Here is a 17,429-nt window from a genome sequence, read left to right as displayed (position 1 = left end):
GCCAGCGCCCCATGCCGCCAGTGACGCGCCGTCGAGACTGGAGCTGATCGACGTTGGAGACACGAAACTTCGAAACTTGAACTTGAAGGTTGGCCCTGGCGAGATCGTCGGCGTTGCGGGTTTGGGAGGCAGCGGGCGCTCGCGCCTTCTGCGCGTCATTTTTGGTGAAAGCGCGGGTTATTCCGGTGAAATCTGGCTGGATGGCAAGGCCTGTCGGTTCCGATCGGCGCTTGACGCTATTGAAGCTGGGATCGGTCTGGTCACCGAAGATCGAATGCACGATGGCTTTGTCGGTACATTGCCGATCTGGAACAACATCACGCTTCCCTGGTCCGGCGCGTACTCCAGGGGCGGGCTGTTGAACCTCCGTAAAGAACGCCGTGCGGCTTTGGATGATGCCGCCAGGGTGAGCGTGAAAATGCCTTCCATCGACGCATTGATGGCCCAGCTTTCCGGTGGCAATCAGCAAAAAGCTATATTTGCCCGTTGGGTGTCATCGTCGGTGGAGCTGCTGCTTCTGGATGAACCCACTCACGGAGTGGATGTCGGGTCGAAAGCACAGATTTACGACATTATAAGAGGCCTGACACAGCGCGGCGTCTCGGTTTTGCTGGTCTCCTCCGATCTGGAGGAGCTCGTAGGGCTGTCTGACCGAGTCCTCATTCTGTCCGATGGTCGGTTCCAATCGGAACTGACTGGGCAAGACATCAGCAAGGATCGAATCCTCCACAAACTGCTCGATGATGAAGAAACACCATGACAATCGTAGCTACAAACGGAAAGCCGATGCAGAAGCCAGTCCAGAAGAACAGCGAAAGCTGGAAACCGCGATTAGACTTGGGGTCCCTGGCGTCGGTGATATTCTTCGGCTTCCTCATCGTCGCGTTCGGGGTCATGGAGCCCGACGTTTTCCTGAGCGCGGATAATTTCGCCTCGATCCTCAACAATGGGGCTGTGCTGGCCATTCTGGCCTGTGGCCTAACGATTGTCCTTGCGGTCGGAGAGTTCGATCTTTCAATCGCGGCATCGGCATCATTTGCTGGGGCCCTGTCGGCGGTCATGGTTTCACAATTCGGATTGGGACTGACCACCGTCATTCCCGCCGTCATTGTAACGGGGATTGTGATTGGGATCGTCAACGGCATTTTGGTGACGCGATACGAGATGCCGGCGCTCATCGCCACCATCGGTGTGTCGAGCCTGCTCGATGGACTTACGCTGTGGATAACCGGCAACTCCGTCATCTTCAGCGGTCTCGACGACAATTTTCTATTTATCGGCGACTGGCGTATCGCCCTGCTTCAGGCGCCGGTCTTCTACTTGGCGGTGGTCGCCACGGTACTCTTTGTCGCGATGCGCTACACAACAGTTGGCCGGCATATTTATGCGGCCGGGGGAAACCGCGCTGCAAGCCGAATGTCGGGCATACGTGTCGATCGACAGGTGATCACGGCTTTTGTCGTGGCAGGCGTGCTGGGGTCGATCGCGGGCCTCATCTACACTGCCCGGCAAGGATCCCTGACCCCTCTCTTCGGGACCAGCATGCTATTGCCGACATTCGCGGCGGCTTTCCTGGGGTCGGTCACCCTGGCCCGGCGTCGTTTCCATATTTTGGGGACGGTTATCGGCGTCTATCTGATTGAAACCGGAACGACAGGCCTTCTGATCCTCGGGGCGCCCGCCTACACGCAGCAGCTCTTTGCCGGCGGGGTTCTCATCCTGGCGACTATCGGCGCGCGCCATCGCGCCCGATGAACGAAGTTTGATCGAACTTCGAAGTTCAATGCGTTAGCAAGAAAGGAACGACAATGTTCATCCCGATAATTCCGGAAGGGTCAGCGAAGCCGATCGCGCCTTACGTCCACGGAACGCGAGCCGGCAACACCGTCTACGTGTCCGGCATGCTTTCGCTCGATAAGAATGGTGCCGTCCTTCATCCCAATGACGCTGCAGCTCAAACCCAAGTGGTCATTGAACAGATCCAGGCCGTTTTGAAAAAAGCCGGCGCAAGCCTTGAGGACATTGCGTACAACATGATCTTTATCTCTGATATGCAGTATTATTCTGCAATGAATGAAGTATATTCCAGTTACTTCAAAAGTCCTCCGGCGAGATTTTGTATAGTATCACAACTGGTTAAGAAAGATTGCGTTGTGGAGATAACGTCGATCGCCCACCTGTGAATCATGCAAATATGTATTTTATCGTAAAGTAGAATATTAGTGTCCCGAAGGTACTACAAATGCCAATCGCGAAATTGACAGACTGCGAGATATATTATGAAGAGCACGGTTGTGGGGAGCCGCTGTTTTTTGTGGCTGGCTTGGGCGGGATTGGCTCGTATTGGGCGCCCCAGGTGCGGGCATTTTCCGGTTCGTTTCGTGTCATAACATTTGATCATCGCGGCACCGGGCAGAGCACGAAGTCGAAAATCCGTTACACACTTGAGCAGATGGCCGCCGACACGATTGGGCTAATGGACGCCCTTGGAATCGACAGCGCACATGTGGTTGGCCACTCGACCGGAGGCGCAATCGCCCAGATCTTGTGTATCGACAACCGGAATCGCGTCAAAACAGCAGTGCTGTATTCTACCTGGACCAAAGCCGATGCGTTTTTCAGGCGTTGCTTTGAAGTTCGTCGCGAACTTCTGAGGGCAGGGCCAGAAGCTTATGTGCGGGGATCCGCGATTTTTCTGCAGCCCAGCTGGGCTATTCGCGATAGCGACGAGCAGGATGACAATTCGGTGTACGGTGACAGCTTCGACGTTGACATTGTTGACAGCAGGATCGAGGCGCTGCTGCAATTTGACCGAAAGGTTGATTTGCCGCGGATCGACGTCCCTGTCCTCGTGGTGGGGGTGCGCAATGATCATCTTACGCCGTCATACTACTCGGTCGAGTTGGCGACTTCGATCCCTGGGGCCGAATTGATCATTTTGGATGATGGCGCCCACATCGCGTCGCAAATTCGGCCTCAGGAATTCAACAATGCCGTTCGCGGATTTATCGGCCGGCACGAAAAGGTCACTGTCGCGGTCGATTGATCCGCGCTGTGCAGGGTGGGGGTTGGCAACCCATGAAGCGGGAAGGTGAGGTAAGCTTTGGAGAGGAATGACGCCAGGCAACGTGGGCTGACCGCCACGACGGCGGAGCCAAAGAACCCCTCGCGACGCTCCGGCCGGAAGGCCGACGTCGCGGCGGATAGCAACAAAAGGGACGCGATCCTCGACACCGCGGCGACGTTGTTTTCGGTCCGCGAGTTCGACGGCACCTCAATGCGGGATATCGCGAAACTGGCCGGCGTCAGCCAGTCTCTGATCCATTATCACTACGCCACCAAGGAGCAGCTGTTTGAAGCTGTCTTCGAGCGGCATATGCGCGAAATGAACGAGCACCGCATCAGGCTAATCAAAAGCTTCCTCGCCAGCGTTCAGTCAGGCGAGGACCGGGAGATCGAAGAGCTTATCACGATCATTATCAAGCCGTGGGTGGATCTGACCAACGACGCGCGCGAACCCGCACGTGAATTCGCGAAATTCGTTATCCGCAGCGCCTATCACGACGATGATTGGTCGAGGACCGTCGCTCTGCGTTACTTCGACGACGTGCAGAAGCTTGGTGTCCTGGCCTTTCGTGCTATCATTCCCGAGTTCGATGACAAGGCCGCGTTCCGCGCCTATTTCCTGACCTTGAGCATGTTTTACATGGGGCTGAGTGCCCCTCGTCGTCTGGCGGCCTTGTCGGGTGGAGAAACCGACCTGGCGCAATCGGAGGCGTTGCTGCATCACGGCGTTGTTTTTGCCGCAGCTGGAATCCGCGCGTTGCGTTCGGAGACACGCGCGAAATAGACGGGTGCCTTGTCGCCTCGCAAGGGGCGGCAAGCTACCTGTCCAAGACCTGAATTGCGGGACCAACGCAATTCTTGATGTCGGCCTGACCAGCCCAAGCTCCAACAGCTTGGGGCCAGCCTTTGGTTTGCCTCTCCGTGTCCAAGTAAGCCATTGATCCGCTGTATAAAAAGTCATTCAGTCCGAGAAAAAACTGGCTTCGCCGGCGAGTCACGGATTGACGCTGACTGATCGATCAGTTAGGACTCGATGCAGCGATAGATCGCTTTGGATCTTGGGGAAGATCCAATCATCGTCCTGGAGAGGAAATACCGATGACTGATCTTAGTTCTCTCATTAAACTCGTATCTGAAGGCCGCATAAGCAGACGCGAATTCGTCAAGTCGGCAGCTGCCTTCGGGGCCGCATCCGTTACGCTCGGCGCTGGAGCAATACCGAGCCATGCCGCCGCCGACACACTGGTCGGTTTCAGTTTCCCGAGCTTCGAGCATTTTCGGTGGGCACACGACCGTCACTATTTCGAAAAGCGCGCCGACGAACTCGGGCTCAAATACGTCATCCAGGGCGCCAATGAGGACGTCTCCACGCAAGACGCTCAGATCGATGCTATGCTTTCTCAAGGCATAAAAGCGCTGATCTTGATCCCGGTGAATGTCGACGCGGGCAAAAAGATGGTGGACCGCGTGAAGCGCGATGCCAACATTCCTATCATCTCGTACAACTACGTAATCCCGTCGCCAAACATCGATTACTGGGCAGCGAGAGACAATTATCTCGTCGGTGAGATTCAGGCGAAGCAGGCGTTGAAAGATGCCAAGAAGGGGAACTGGGCAATCGTCAGTGGCCCCGAGGGCGTTGACGTTGCACGACAGAAGACTGAAGGCGCGTTGCGTGTCCTGAAGCCGTACATAGACTCTGGCGAGATCAAGATCGTCTCCCACGAGTACCACGATGCGTGGAGCCCCGAGGGCGCACTGGCGCAGATCGAGAACGCGCTTACGCGCAACAACAACAATCTCCAGGCCGTCATCGCCAACGAGGATGGCCTGGCGCTTGGATCGCTACGTGCCATCACCGAGCAGGGTCTCGCGGGTAAGGTCTGGCTTTGCGGGGAAGATGTGTTTCCCGAAGTCGCCCAGGCGATCGTCAAGGGCGATATCTCGATGAGTGCGTGGACAGATCTTATTCAGATGGCGACCGCAGCGGCCGATGCCGCTTTCGCGCTGACAAAAGGCGAGAAGCCCCCAAGCAACGAGACGCTGAAGGTCGAGGGCAAGGATGTTCCGGGCATGCGCATCCAGTCGCGCGGCGTCACGAAAGACACATTGGCTGAATTTCTTAAGCTTACTGACTGGCTGAAGCCGGAGGACGTCGGTCTGGTCGCCAAGTGATGGCAACCACGACCATCCAGCGCGCCGCACCGGCACACATGGCGACTTCAAATCAAGCCAAAGAACTTCTGAGGCTGGAAAATATCGAAGTTCGGTTTGGTGCAACGAAGGCCGTCCGCGGCGTGACATTGGGATTGGCTGCCGGCGAAATCATCGGGCTCATGGGGGCCAACGGTGCTGGAAAGAGCACTCTGGCGAAGGTCATAGTCGGTGAAATTCCCCATGGTGCATTCTCTGGCGCCATGGGGTGCATGGGGTCGCCTGCGGCCTTTTTGAACGCGCGCGACGCTCACAAAGCCGGGATAACACTGGTTCACCAGGAAGGGTCGGTGGTCCCGCAACTGAGCGTCGGCGAAAATGTCATGTTGACCATCGAACCGTCGCGGTTTGGTCATGTGAACTGGCCCAAGCTGCATGCTGTCGCCGAAGATGCTCTTAACAAAGTTGGAGCGCGGATCGACAGTCGTGCTCCGCTTGGCGCCCACGGCGGCATCGCCATGATGGAATTGATCGAGATCGCGCGAGCCATAGCCCGCGGGAGCCAGATTTTCGTATTTGACGAATCGACCTCGGCACTGGGTGCCGATGAGATTGCTATCCTGTTCCAGCGCATGCGCGAGCTCGCCGACCAAGGGGCCGGTGTCATCTTCATCTCGCACCGCATCGACGAAATCCTCCAAGTTTGCAGCAGGGTGGTGGTGTTGCGCGATGGCGAAATAGCGCTCGATGCCCCACACCGCGACGTTCAAAGTGATTTGATCGTTCGCGCTATGCTTGGTGAGCGGCCTCTTCCTGCCGGCGCTGCGCTGGCCGGGTCTAAGCCCGAACCAGGCCAACAGGTGCTGAGGTTGCGCAACTGGTGTGCCGACCGCTCCAGCGACACCGATATCGCGATCGGGCCGTTTGATCTTGAACTCGCCGAGCGAGACATAGTGGCAATCTATGGCCCGTTGGGTTCGGGAAAAACGGAGTTGCTGCGGTCTCTCTTTGGATTGTCGCAAGTGACGGTCTCTGGCGAGATGCATCTTGGGGGAAAGCTGTTTGTCCCGTCGGAGCCGGCGCATTCCATCCGCATGGGCATCGCGTATGTTTCGGCTGAACGGCAACGTGACGGCTTGGTACCGCAGCTGTCGGTCCTCGAGAACATGATGCTTGGCTGGCATGGCGGCTGCCCGCGGTTGGCGGGGCGGATCGTCGATCATCGCACGAGCGAAGAGCTTTGCGGGTCGTTTATCCGCGATCTCGCAATTCGAACGTCCGGGCCTGCACAATCCATATCCGCATTGAGTGGGGGAAATCAGCAAAAGGTCCTGCTAGCCCGCGCGCTCATCAACAACCCCCGGCTTCTGCTGCTGGATGAGCCCACGCGCGGCATAGATCTGGGTGCCAGGCAGGACGTCTACAGTTTGATCCGAAAAGTTGTCCGGTCGGGAACGGCGGTGATCTACGCGACGCTGGAGGAATCCGAGGCTCTTGAACATGCCGATCGGATCCTGGTCGTGCGCAACGGTCGTCCCGTCGCTTTGTTGCGGGCGAATGAGACCGACCAACATCAACTCCTTAGCTTGGCTGGTGGCCTTTGATGTCGACTATCAATCCTATTGGCACGCGATCAGGTCCAGGTGCACAGCGTAGTCCAGCAGTGGACCTCACTTTGTCCAGGAAGGTCCTTGCCGCTGCGCGATCCGCCGCGGGCCTCGTGGTTGCGATAGCTTTCGTATGGCTGTTGTTCTCGTTGGCAACGGATTGGGTCTTTGTGAGCGATCGCAACCTTACCAACCTGATGCGACAGTCTGCCATTACAGCGATGGTGGCCCTTGCAATGCTGGTCGTCATCGCGCAAGGCGAGATCGATCTTTCCGTGGGCTCGTTCCTGAGCCTCTGTGTCACCGTCTTGGCCATGGTTGATGTGAGTGGGGTTGCCACTCCTTGGGCAGCCATTCTGACAGCTATCGCCATGGGCATCGCGGTCGGCCTCTGGAACGGATTTTGGGTCGCAAAACTCGGGCTTCCGTCCTTCGTTGTCACACTCGGCGGCTTGATGTTTTTCAGGGGTCTTGCGCTTGCGCTGTCGGGTGGGCGCACCATTTCCGGAATTTCTGACGGCGTTCGCTTCTTTGGAGAGGCCTTCGTGACCGGGCCTGCATTGTGGGGCTTTCTGCTCGCCTTCGCGGCCATCTCGTTGGTGCAGCTGCGTGGCGCGGCAAGAGCCGATCAGCGCGGCAAAACCATACTCAAGGCTACCGCAGGTCTGCTGGCCGTGGCCCTCCTGGCGTGGTCCACTCTGTCTTATCGCGGACTGCCGATGCCGGTTGCGATTACGCTCGTGGCTGCTGCTGCCATGGCTTGGACATTGTCAAATACGGTTTGGGGCAGGCATGTCTACGCGGTGGGCGGCAACAGGGCCGCCGCCAGGTCCGCCGGCATCCCCATCGGCCGCCACTTGGTAGTTGGGTTCGTGCTGATTGGCATTTTTGCGTCGCTTGGGGCCTTGATGTTCGTAGGACGTCTCGGTTCGGCGCCGCCTGAGGCCGGCCTCTTCCTAGAATTGAATGCGATTGCAGCCGTCGTCATCGGCGGGGCCAGCCTCTACGGTGGAACCGGCACTGTGACCGGCGTGTTGCTCGGGGCTCTGCTGATGCAGAGCCTCGCGAATGGTCTTTCGTTGCTGAACGTTCCCACGGCCTACCAGAACATGACCAGCGGCATCGTTTTGATGTTGGCCGTTTATATCGACGTCATGTCAAAGAGGGGAGGCAAGCCATTCGTACGCCTCTAAGCCTCACAACGATGATCATCCGAATGGTCGGCAGCATGGCATACGTTGCCGGTTACGCTAGCGCCCTGCATCTTAAGGTCAGGTCGAGCGTCAGGCAGAGCCTTCGGCTCGACTGGCAATCTGTAACGTTTGGCCCGCTTTACGCGCGTACCCCGATTGGTTGGGGCTCGTTCGAGCCGGGACGGGACGGCGACATTGTCCTCCACAACCGTCCTCGCCGCTTAAGGGTGGATGGGGACGCGGTCTGGTACGGCAGTGCAATCGAGATAAGGGTGGGGCCTCTTCCCTACGACAACCGCCTCGCCGATCTCTCGGCAATGCGTACCCTTCGACGTCAATTCGGTGCTGCAGGCGCATCGTTGTTCGCGGAGTTGAGGGTGGCGCGAGGGGTGTTGCAGGCGCGGCAAAGCGAGGCAGTTGCCGTGTTCCACTCGCTCCGGCTCACCGACCGTAGTGTTGCCATCGCCTGGCCAGACCGCGAAGCGCGCGGGCCAGGGAACACCCAACAAAGACCAAAAATTCTTCACGCATCCAGAGTCGCCAGAGACTTTGAGCGTTTCGACAACCAGCAAGGAGACAAAGCCGATGATTGAGGACGCCTTCATTATCAATCCGACTGCACATGCTTACAACCTGTCCGACGCGAACTTGCGCCCAAATCCCTACGCGAAGGGCTTGCGCGATCTTCTGGTCAGGCTTCATCAGGTCTGGAATCCTGAACACCTTCGTGTTCCTGCAGAAGTCTATATGTCCGATTGGCCGATCGAAGCGCTAGCTCGGACGATGTTCCTCGAGACCGACATCGACATGGCTGGCAACATGTATCTGCGCCTGGACAGTTGGTTCAAGGATGGGCTTGCGTCACGGGCAAAGAATGTCGAGGCGGCGACACGCTGGCCTGAGCGCTTTGTCACCTACGTCGGTGTCAGTCCCTTGCAGGGCCTCGAGGTGTGCCTGGCCGACCTCGAAGACCAGATGAAGGAGCTTCCCGGCTCGGTTGGGCTCAAACTCTATCCAGACGAAGTTGAGCCGTTTGCAAGCTGGCGCATGGACGACCCAACGCTTGCTTACCCCTTATTCGAGCGTGCCCAAAAACTGGGCATCAAGACCGTGGCCATTCACAAGGCGATACCCAACGGTCCCGTGCCGATCAACCCATACCGCGTGGATGACATCGACGGTGCCGCCATCCATTTTCCGGGTCTGAATTTCGAGATCGTCCATTCGGGGCTGGCATTTGTAGAAGAGACCGCGCACGCCATCGGAAGATTTCCAAATGTGTACGCGAATCTCGAGATAACAAGTCTTTTAATGCACTATGGGCCCGGGATGTTTGAGGATATTCTTGGCATGTTCCTGTTCTGGGGCGGCGCGGATAAAGTAATATATTCGGACGGAACGCTGTTCTGTCACTCCCAATCCTTGCTCGAAAAATTCTGGGCTCTGCAACTCTCGGACCAGACGCTGAATAAGTATGGGATCCCGCAACTCACCAAGGCTGATAAAGCACTGATCCTTGGAGGAAACTACGCTCGTATTGCCGGCATTGACATCGAAAAGGCCAAGGCACGCATTGCAGACGATGGTTTCGCCCGTATTCGTCAGCAGACGGGCATCCAACCTGCCTACTCGAACTGGAAGGCCCTGTATTATTCTGAAAAGCAAAGGGCATCGGCATGACCCTTGAGGAGCAAGTGACCTCAGCACTCCAAAAAGTCTGTGACCCATGCAGCATCGCGGCGCATGCACCGCTCAGTATTATAGAGATGGGTCTTGTTCGAGACGTCTCGATCGAAGACGGTAACGTGCGCGTGCGAATGTGCGTGACGTCTCCGAGCTGCACTATGGCTCCAAACATGGTCCAAGGCGCTGAAACGCTTTTGCTGCAAATCGACGGTGTAACCAGTGTGGTGATAGACGTCGACCCAGCAGTCTTTTGGACCCCGCAAGATATGACGCCGGATGGTCGGGCCAAGCTTGCTCAAAGCCGCTTGACGTCGATCCAACGCACGGGTGTTGAACCACAGCAATGGAGGAAATCGGTGGCTGGGGGGCACACCCCGCCAACTGGTTAGAAAGCTTATGAATCGTCGACGACAGGTGGTCAGCCAGTCGGGAGGAGCCTTCGGGCGCCCGCCGGCCCTCAATCTCAGTTTAGGCCGATCACCGGCGCCGGCACTGGCAACGTTGCCCTGCTTGACGTCAGGATGTTATGGGCGGCCTTGGTCGCCGAAGGTGCGTGACCGGCAATGGAGTACGACGCCGATGCGCAGCTCGACAGGCAAGTCTTTGGCCCAGAATCCCGAAGGTGACCAGGTCAGGAGGACCGCCATTCTCGACGCCGCTGCGGAGCTCTTCGCGGAGACCGAATATCACGGGACATCGATGCGCATGATTGCAACTCGGGCGTCGGTGAGCCAAGCGCTGATTTACTATCACTACGCGACAAAAGAACAGCTGTTCGAGGCTGTCTTCGAGCGTCATGCGACCGATGTAAACAAAAAGCGGCGTGATCTGCTTGAAGGTTTTCTAAAGGATGGACCGGCTGGGCCTGGAACCGCAGTTGAAGAACTCGTTGGAATTTTAGTTCAACCGTGGATCGAGGTCATAGGCGACGAATACAGGCCGACTCGCGAATTCGCCCGTTTTGTGATGCGTAGCTCTTATCACGACGACGAATGGTCACAGGACCTTGCGCGCCACCACTACACAGATCTTATTTCTCTCGGCATGGCGGCCTTCCGCAAGGCCGTACCGGAGTTCGACGATGACGACGCATTTCGGGCGTATTTTTTCAGCTTGAGCATGTTCTACATGCCGCTAAGCGCTCCGGAGCGTTTGACCGTCCTGCGTGGCAAGACTACCGATATGACCGATCCGGCGGCCTTGCTTAAGAACGGGACTCGGTTCGCTGTTGCCGGCATCGAGGCTATGCGCACCTCGAAGTTGGACAAATCGAACAATTAGCTGGCCTAGCTGCATTCACTTCAGGTCGGCGTATCGAGCACTATTTGACGGGTATTGGTTCAGCGGGAGTTCGCTCGTGATTGACTTCTATTTTCATCCTTCGGTTAATCCGTTGAAGGTGGCTCTTTTTCTAGAGGAATCAGGGTTGCCTTATACGGTGATTCCCGTGGACACCAGCAAGGGCGAGCAGCACACGCCGTCATTTCGCGCCATCAATCCCAACGGAAAAGTTCCTGTGATTGTCGATGCTTCGGGACCGGGGAAAGAGGTGCGAGTTTTCGACTCAACCGCCATTCTGCTCTACCTTGCTGAGAAGACCGGACAATTTTTGGGCGCCGCTGAAGACCGGCCGGAACTCTTATCCTGGCTTCTGCTAATAGCTTCCGGACTTGGACCATTTTCCGGACAGGCGGTGCATTTCCAGCTCGCTGCACCTCAAGGACTTGACTACGCCGTAAACCGATACCGGCGCGAGGCCGAGCGCCATTATCAGGTGTTGAACGATCATCTTGAAGACAGAGCGTATATTTTGGGCAAGACTTACACTATCGCAGATATATCGGCCTGGGCGTGGCTGACACGGGCCGAGCGGGTCCGATTAGGCGCCTCGGATCCGTTAGGCCCATTTCCACATCTTAAGCGGTATTTCGAATCGATCAACGAGCGGCCGGCAGCGCTACGGGCGCGTTCTGTTGGAGCCAGTCATCGTTTCAAGACGGCGATGGACGAGGAGACGAAACGCGCTCTTTTCCCATCTAATTTTTCTCCAACACCTATAGGATCATAAAACTCCAGCGCGGCAGCATGATCGCGTCTCCGTCTTCGGCCGCCCTCGTGCGCAGTCGCCGCACAATTATCACGACGCTCGGCGTAACACAGATCATGGCGTGGGGCTCGTCTTACTATCTCCCCGCAGTCATCGCGCCCGCGGTGGCGGCTGACACTGACTGGCCCCTGGCTTGGGTTGTCGGCGGCCTGTCTCTGGGGCTGCTCACGGCGGGAGTGATCTCGCCGCGTGTCGGATTTTCGATTGAACGGCATGGTGGTCGTATGGTTGCGGCTTTCAGCGCGGTCTGTATCGGCCTCGGCCAGATCGGACTGGCGGTCGCTCCTACTTTGCCCGCTTACATCGGGGCTTGGCTCGTAATCGGCCTCGGGATGGGGGCGGGGCTTTACGACGCCGCCTTCGGGATACTCGGACGCTTGTACGGCAATAGGGCGCGGTCCGCCATCACTACGCTGACCCTGTTCGGCGGTTTTGCGAGCACGATCTGCTGGCCGATCTCAGCCTTTTTGCTGGGAGACATTGGATGGCGTGGCACCTGTCTGGCTTATGCCGCAGTCCAGCTCTGCTTCGCTTTGCCACTCTACCTCGTGATCCTGCCTCGCGGCACGCCCCAACCGAATGCCAAACCCGATGCTAACACAGCTGCCACACCGTCCCTGCACGTCGGGACCAATCTGAAGATCATGGTCCTCCTTGCGGCAACCCTGACACTTGCTGCTGTGATCTCGTCGACCCTGTCGGTGCATTTGCTAACGATCCTGCAACGGAGCGGTATGACCCTCGCTGCCGCCGTGGGCCTCGGGGCGCTTGTCGGCCCAACCCAGGTGGCCGCCCGGGCAATCGAAATGGTGATAGCGCGCTTCCATCACCCGATTTGGACTAAGTTTGCGTCGGTGACATTTGTGGCGATCGGCGTCTCGGCGCTATGGGTCGGCATGCCAGTCGTACCCGTGGCGCTAGCGTTTTACGGCGCGGGCATCGGGCTGGAGTCTATTGCGCGCGGGACGCTCCCACTCGCCTTGTTCGGCTCTAATGGCTACGCCCAGTTGATGGGCCGTCTTGCCATGCCGAGTCTAATCGCTCAGGCGGCCGCGCCTTCCCTGGGCGCGCTGCTGCTGGCTCGCTTCGGCGCCTACGGCACGCTGGCGACGCTTTCCGGGCTTGCGGTTCTTAATGTCGCCTTGGCGCTAGGGTTGGGTTGGCAGCTGCTCCGTCGGCGACGGTTTGAAGTCCCGCCCCAATAGGTTTACACACTCGATGGCGGTTCGTGACGGCTCGTGCCCGTGTGGTATCGAGTGGGATTGTTGATCAAAAAATATTTCAAAACCGTCATATCTATTGAGCGCCCACGCTGAAGAGGGGGCCGTTAAATGGGGCATGCATCAAGTGACCACTTGTGATCTTTCACGCTTGGGCATGATCGCATTTGTCCAGTAATCTGACGTCCCGATCAATCACGGATGCCGAAGCCTTTAAGCCATGTGTGGGCGTTGACAGAATCTTCCATTTATCGCCAGGCGCCTATTTGCCCTCAGAACACCCTTTCACATACAAGTCATACGTGGAATTGACGCCTTTTACCAAGCTCATGGCTATTCCACCGCCATCCGGTCCGGCGACCTGCTTTTCGTTTCTAGCCAAGTGGGTAGACGGCGCGATGGCTCTCCCGAGTGACAGTATTCTCAGCAGGTAGAGCGCGCGTTCCAGAACCTCGAAGCCGTACTCGATGCAGCCGGCGCAACCTTGGAAGACATCATCGACGTGACCAGCTCCCTCGGCCCCGGTAATGCAATTGGAGCGCTTCCTAGCCGTTAAGAACCGCTATTTCAATACAAAACCTGTCCCAACTGGACGGCTACCGGCGTCAACTGATTGGCGGGGTTCGAATTCGACATCAAGTGCATTGTCCGCATTCCGGAAGGTGAACGACGGCAAACCCATGCGGGATCGCTGCAAAACAGCGGGCTACTGACCGCGTCCGGACCAGGCGACGCCCGATCACATCGGGACAAACCATTGCCTACCGCCCGGTCAAGCGGGGAACTCCTCGCCAGCGGGTAATTTCACATGCGGTGGCACTCCCTAGCGACATATGCGTTGTCGTTCAAATCTGGAGGAGCACTATGAGCTCGGAGATCGCAGTTATTGCCACAACCCTTGGCTTTTATGCCCTGGCAGTGGCGAGTCCGGGCCCGAACTTCGCGCTTATCTCTCGGTTGGCCCTGTCGGGTGCTCGTCGCGCGGCAATTGGCGCGACATTGGGCCTCGCTTTCGCGGCTACATTCTACGCCATTTTGACCATTACAGGACTTTCAATCGCGCTCTCACGTGTCGGCTGGCTCGCAAGCCTCGTTCAAATCGCAGGCGGATGCTACTTGATCTATCTCGGTGCGAAGGCTTGGCTGGGCGCCAAGCACACCCTTCCCCTGGGAACCAGAGGGGCATCCCATAACAGCGCTAGCAAAGGGGCCTGGACGGGCATCATCGTCAACTTGTCCAACCCCAAGGTAATCACCTTCTTCTTAAGCCTCTATGCAGTCACTGTGCCGATTGGGGTGTCTCTGTGGACCAAACTAGCCCTGCTGACGGGCGGGTTCCTCCTTGAGGTCCTTTGGTACGGCCTCGTCATCGTGCTCCTCTCCACACCCCCGGCTCGCGCGATTTACGATCGTGCGGGGCAGTGGATCGAACGCGTGGTCGGCACCGCACTTGCTGTGTTCGGCATACGCCTGATCTCGGAAAAGCTTTGAACGCGGAGTGCTATTCGGCGCAAACGCAGCCAAATCCGGATCGGCAGGTCGCGCCCGTTTCTCGCCGGAATGCCGACGACGCACCTCAACCGCGTGAGGTGAGCCACACCCCCACCACCGTCACCGCCAGGCCAATGAACATTGCCGGGGCAAGCGGTTCCGAGAACAGCATCCACGCCCAAAGCATGGTAACCGGCGGACTGAGATAGATCGCAGCGCTCACCTGCGCGACCGGGTAAAGGCGCAGCATCGTGTAGTAGACGGCGTAGGCCAGGAATGTGGCAAACAGCACTAGCCAGACCATGCCGATGGCGAACTCGCGTGTCATGGGCGGCTCCAGGCTTCCCTGATAGAGACCGCAGAGGCCGAAGAGGACCGCACCGGCAAGCGAATGAATGCACAGGCTCTGGTGGACGGGCATGTTCAGGGATGCCTTCCCCCTGCGCAGAACGGACGCGGCGGCGAAGACCAGCATTGAGCCGATGGTGAGCGCATACGCCCAGAGAGGCGCCGTGCCGAAGCTGAGGCTGTCGAAGGTGACGATCAGCACGCCGGCCACGGCGATCGCGGTCCCCAGCCATTGCCGTCCCGAAAGCCGTTCGCCCAGAAGCGGCTGCGAAAGAGCCGCGATCGCCAGCGGCACCAGATCCGAGATCAGCGCGACGAGGCCTGTCGGCACCCTTTGCTCGATGGCCAGCGCGAAACCGCCGAGATAGATGAAAACCGCCATCACGCCGAACGCCATCTGCGGCAGCACGGCCGAAAGCCGCATCTTCGGACCGAACGCAAAGGCGAAGGGAAGCAGGATAAGACCCGACAGCAAGGTTCGCCAGAACAGAAGGACGGCCACACTGGCCTCTTCACTTGCGTAGCGGATGCCTACGAAGCCGGAACTCCAGCCGATGATCAGCAATGTGCCGAGCAGCGGCAGAAGCAGGCGTGAACGCGGGCTAAGGACAATGTCAGCGGAGAGGGCCATGGCGGTTCCGGTGGGCGACAGGACCAGGGATAGGCGCTCGGGACACTATGTGCACATGACAAATTTCGATTGTCCTATGAATTATGGACGGGATTTGTAATTCGAACTTGCCGGATTGAACGGTCTGGCTCACTATCCGCGCCTTGACTGACTTTGGAGCGATGGATGATCGAGGCGAACAGCAGGCGACTGGACATCGACTCATTGCGCGCCCTTCGGGCTATCAAGTTGCATGGCGGTGTGACACGCGCCGCTGACGCGCTCGGCCTGTCGCAGTCTGCCGTCAGCCACAAGATCAGGCGTATGGAGACCAGCCTTGGCTGCGGCCTGCTGGACAGGCGGCCCGGCGGGGGCACATTCACCGCCGACGGCGATGCGCTTATGGCCTACGCGGGCAAGATACTGGGCCTTCACGACGAGGCGCTTGTCAGCCTGGCGAAGGCGGATCTGGCGGGACGCATTCTGCTTGGGCTGACCGAGGACACTACCTGTTCGGACCTGTCGCGGATCCTCGGCCGCTTCCGGCGCCTGCACCCGCAAGTGGCCGTCCGGACGAAGGTGCGCATGAGCCTGGTGCTCCGGTCCATGCTGGAGCGCGGGGAGCTGGACGTCGCCATCATCCAGGTCTTCGCGCACGAGGTAAGGCCAGCGGATATCGTGCTTTTGCGCGAAGACCTGCACTGGGTGAAGTCGCGCGACTTGGAACTGGAGGGGGGCAGTCCCGTGCCCTTCCTTTCCTTCGATGAGGATTGCTTCTATCGGCGCTGGGCCATCGACATCGGCCAGGACGGCGGCGCGGATCTGGAAACCGTGTTCGAATGTTCCAGCGCTGCTGGAATCGTCGCGGCTGTGCAGGCTGGCCTCGGCGTCGCGCTTCTCAGCGAACGTCACCTGCGTCCGGAGATGGAAATCATTGGCGAGCGTCTGCCGGCTCCACCGCCTCTCGCCTATGTCGCGCGCCGGGCAAAGAAGACGAGAAATCCCGCGCTGGAGAGTTTTGTATCCGAGCTTCAGACAGAAATCAGTCGATACGGAAAGCTGGCGTTAGCCGGTTGATTTCAGGATTCTCGAAAGCGGCCTTCCCGACGGCGGGCGCGGGCTTCGTCAACATCATTATCAGGAAAGAACGGTGGTTGTTGCAGTCTGCTGCGAATGATCATCGCCGGATAATCGAGGGGCCGCCGTGTGGCGGCCTCTCGATCGATGGCGTGTCAGATCACTTGGCCACCGGATACCTCGATACGCTGGGCGGTGATCCAGCGGTTGCTTGGGCCGAGCAGGCTTGCAACCATCGGCCCGATGTCGTCCGGTACGCCCACACGACCGAGCGCAATCATGCCGGCGAACTGCTTGTTGAGGTCAGGCATGTCACGAACGGCGCCTCCGAGGAAATCTGTCTCGATAGCACCGGGGGCCACCGTATTGGCAGTGATCCCGCGTGCGGCGAGTTCCTTGGCCATGTAGATGGTCAAAATCTCGACCGCGCCCTTGGCGGCCGAATAGGCCGAGAAACCGGCTGCCGAGACACGGGTGAGACCCGAGGAGAAATTCACGATGCGGCCACCGTCGGCCAGCAGGGGCAACAGGGTCTGGGTAAGAAAGAAGACACCTTTTACGTGGGTATTGAAGAGGGCATCAAACTGTATCTCGGTCGTCTCGGCGAAACTCGCCATTTCGCCCTGGCCCGCGTTGTTCACCAGGTGGTCGAAGGTGTTGCGGCCCCAGGTCGCGGACAGGGCATGCCGGACACTGTCTTCAAAGGCCTTGAACGAGGCGACATCGGTCACGTCGAGCTGGAGGGCGACAGCCTTGCGGCCAAGGGCCTCGATCTCGGCGACAACGCCTTGCGCATCGGCAACGCCACTCCGGTAGGTCAGGATGACGTCACCGCCTTGACGCGCGATGCTGATGGCAGTGTTGCGGCCG

Annotated in this window: 17 protein-coding genes and 1 pseudogene; 16 read left to right on the top strand and 2 right to left on the bottom strand. The window is 58.4% G+C overall.

What is annotated here, in order from left to right; translation table 11 throughout:
• The 15 genes and pseudogenes from EN943_RS24085 to EN943_RS24010 form a co-directional block, all read left to right on the top strand.
• A partial coding sequence (locus EN943_RS24085; protein ID WP_206522798.1) for an ATP-binding cassette domain-containing protein occupies nucleotides 1–760 on the top strand: 760 nt, incomplete at its 5' end.
• A gap of 26 nt (nucleotides 761–786) precedes the next feature.
• Nucleotides 787–1,755, top strand: coding sequence for an ABC transporter permease (locus EN943_RS24080; protein WP_164778341.1), 969 nt, complete (start codon nucleotides 787–789; stop codon nucleotides 1,753–1,755).
• A gap of 53 nt (nucleotides 1,756–1,808) precedes the next feature.
• On the top strand, nucleotides 1,809–2,183 hold the full coding sequence (locus EN943_RS24075; RefSeq protein WP_127414907.1) for a RidA family protein: 375 nt from the start codon (nucleotides 1,809–1,811) through the stop codon (nucleotides 2,181–2,183).
• Between the two features lie 59 nt (nucleotides 2,184–2,242).
• Complete coding sequence (locus tag EN943_RS24070) at nucleotides 2,243–3,046, top strand: alpha/beta fold hydrolase (protein ID WP_127414906.1); 804 nt, start codon at nucleotides 2,243–2,245, stop codon at nucleotides 3,044–3,046.
• Between the two features lie 57 nt (nucleotides 3,047–3,103).
• Nucleotides 3,104–3,850, top strand: coding sequence for a TetR/AcrR family transcriptional regulator (locus EN943_RS24065; RefSeq protein ID WP_127414905.1), 747 nt, complete (start codon nucleotides 3,104–3,106; stop codon nucleotides 3,848–3,850).
• A 314-nt stretch (nucleotides 3,851–4,164) separates the two neighbouring features.
• Nucleotides 4,165–5,241 (top strand): substrate-binding domain-containing protein, encoded by a 1,077-nt coding sequence (locus tag EN943_RS24060; protein WP_127414904.1) that lies wholly within the window; start codon nucleotides 4,165–4,167, stop codon nucleotides 5,239–5,241.
• Entirely contained in the window at nucleotides 5,241–6,824 is a 1,584-nt protein-coding gene (locus EN943_RS24055; protein WP_127414903.1) for a sugar ABC transporter ATP-binding protein, read from the top strand. Before EN943_RS24060 ends, EN943_RS24055 begins: the two co-directional genes overlap by 1 nt.
• A 173-nt stretch (nucleotides 6,825–6,997) precedes the next feature.
• Nucleotides 6,998–8,020: a sugar ABC transporter permease gene (locus tag EN943_RS24050; protein ID WP_206522797.1), complete on the top strand. Its 1,023-nt coding sequence runs from the start codon at nucleotides 6,998–7,000 to the stop codon at nucleotides 8,018–8,020.
• A gap of 23 nt (nucleotides 8,021–8,043) precedes the next feature.
• The gene (locus tag EN943_RS24045) at nucleotides 8,044–8,613 is read left to right on the top strand and encodes a hypothetical protein (RefSeq protein WP_127414901.1); all 570 of its coding nucleotides are present in this window, start codon (nucleotides 8,044–8,046) and stop codon (nucleotides 8,611–8,613) included.
• Nucleotides 8,606–9,700, top strand: a complete 1,095-nt coding sequence (locus EN943_RS24040; RefSeq protein ID WP_127414900.1) for an amidohydrolase family protein — start codon at nucleotides 8,606–8,608, stop codon at nucleotides 9,698–9,700. Before EN943_RS24045 ends, EN943_RS24040 begins: the two co-directional genes overlap by 8 nt.
• Before the next feature lie 585 nt (nucleotides 9,701–10,285).
• Entirely contained in the window at nucleotides 10,286–10,987 is a 702-nt protein-coding gene (locus EN943_RS24030; protein ID WP_164778340.1) for a TetR/AcrR family transcriptional regulator, read from the top strand.
• Nucleotides 10,988–11,063: 76 nt separating this feature from the next.
• Nucleotides 11,064–11,774, top strand: coding sequence for a glutathione S-transferase C-terminal domain-containing protein (locus EN943_RS24025; RefSeq protein WP_127414897.1), 711 nt, complete (start codon nucleotides 11,064–11,066; stop codon nucleotides 11,772–11,774).
• 17 nt (nucleotides 11,775–11,791) lie between these two features.
• Nucleotides 11,792–13,018, top strand: a complete 1,227-nt coding sequence (locus EN943_RS24020) for an MFS transporter (RefSeq protein WP_127414896.1) — start codon at nucleotides 11,792–11,794, stop codon at nucleotides 13,016–13,018.
• A gap of 304 nt (nucleotides 13,019–13,322) precedes the next feature.
• A pseudogene (locus EN943_RS38430) lies at nucleotides 13,323–13,646 on the top strand (Rid family hydrolase).
• Nucleotides 13,647–13,897: 251 nt separating this feature from the next.
• Nucleotides 13,898–14,524 (top strand): LysE family transporter, encoded by a 627-nt coding sequence (locus EN943_RS24010; protein ID WP_127414895.1) that lies wholly within the window; start codon nucleotides 13,898–13,900, stop codon nucleotides 14,522–14,524.
• Nucleotides 14,525–14,609: 85 nt separating this feature from the next.
• Here the strand turns inward: EN943_RS24010 and EN943_RS24005 are convergent, their stop codons facing one another.
• Nucleotides 14,610–15,503: a DMT family transporter gene (locus tag EN943_RS24005; protein WP_127414894.1), complete on the bottom strand. Its 894-nt coding sequence runs from the start codon at nucleotides 15,501–15,503 to the stop codon at nucleotides 14,610–14,612.
• Nucleotides 15,504–15,668: 165 nt separating this feature from the next.
• On the opposite strand from EN943_RS24005, the gene EN943_RS24000 reads away from it, so the two are divergent.
• The gene (locus EN943_RS24000; RefSeq protein WP_127414893.1) at nucleotides 15,669–16,559 is read left to right on the top strand and encodes a LysR family transcriptional regulator; all 891 of its coding nucleotides are present in this window, start codon (nucleotides 15,669–15,671) and stop codon (nucleotides 16,557–16,559) included.
• Nucleotides 16,560–16,714: 155 nt separating this feature from the next.
• Here EN943_RS24000 and EN943_RS23995 read toward each other — a convergent pair.
• On the bottom strand, nucleotides 16,715–17,429 hold a 715-nt coding region (locus EN943_RS23995; protein WP_127414892.1), incomplete at its 5' end, for an SDR family oxidoreductase.

The organism is Mesorhizobium sp. M7A.F.Ca.US.006.01.1.1 (assembly GCF_003997935.1).
Lineage (GTDB): Bacteria > Pseudomonadota > Alphaproteobacteria > Rhizobiales > Rhizobiaceae > Mesorhizobium.
This window is presented reverse-complemented; position numbering and strand designations above follow the sequence as displayed.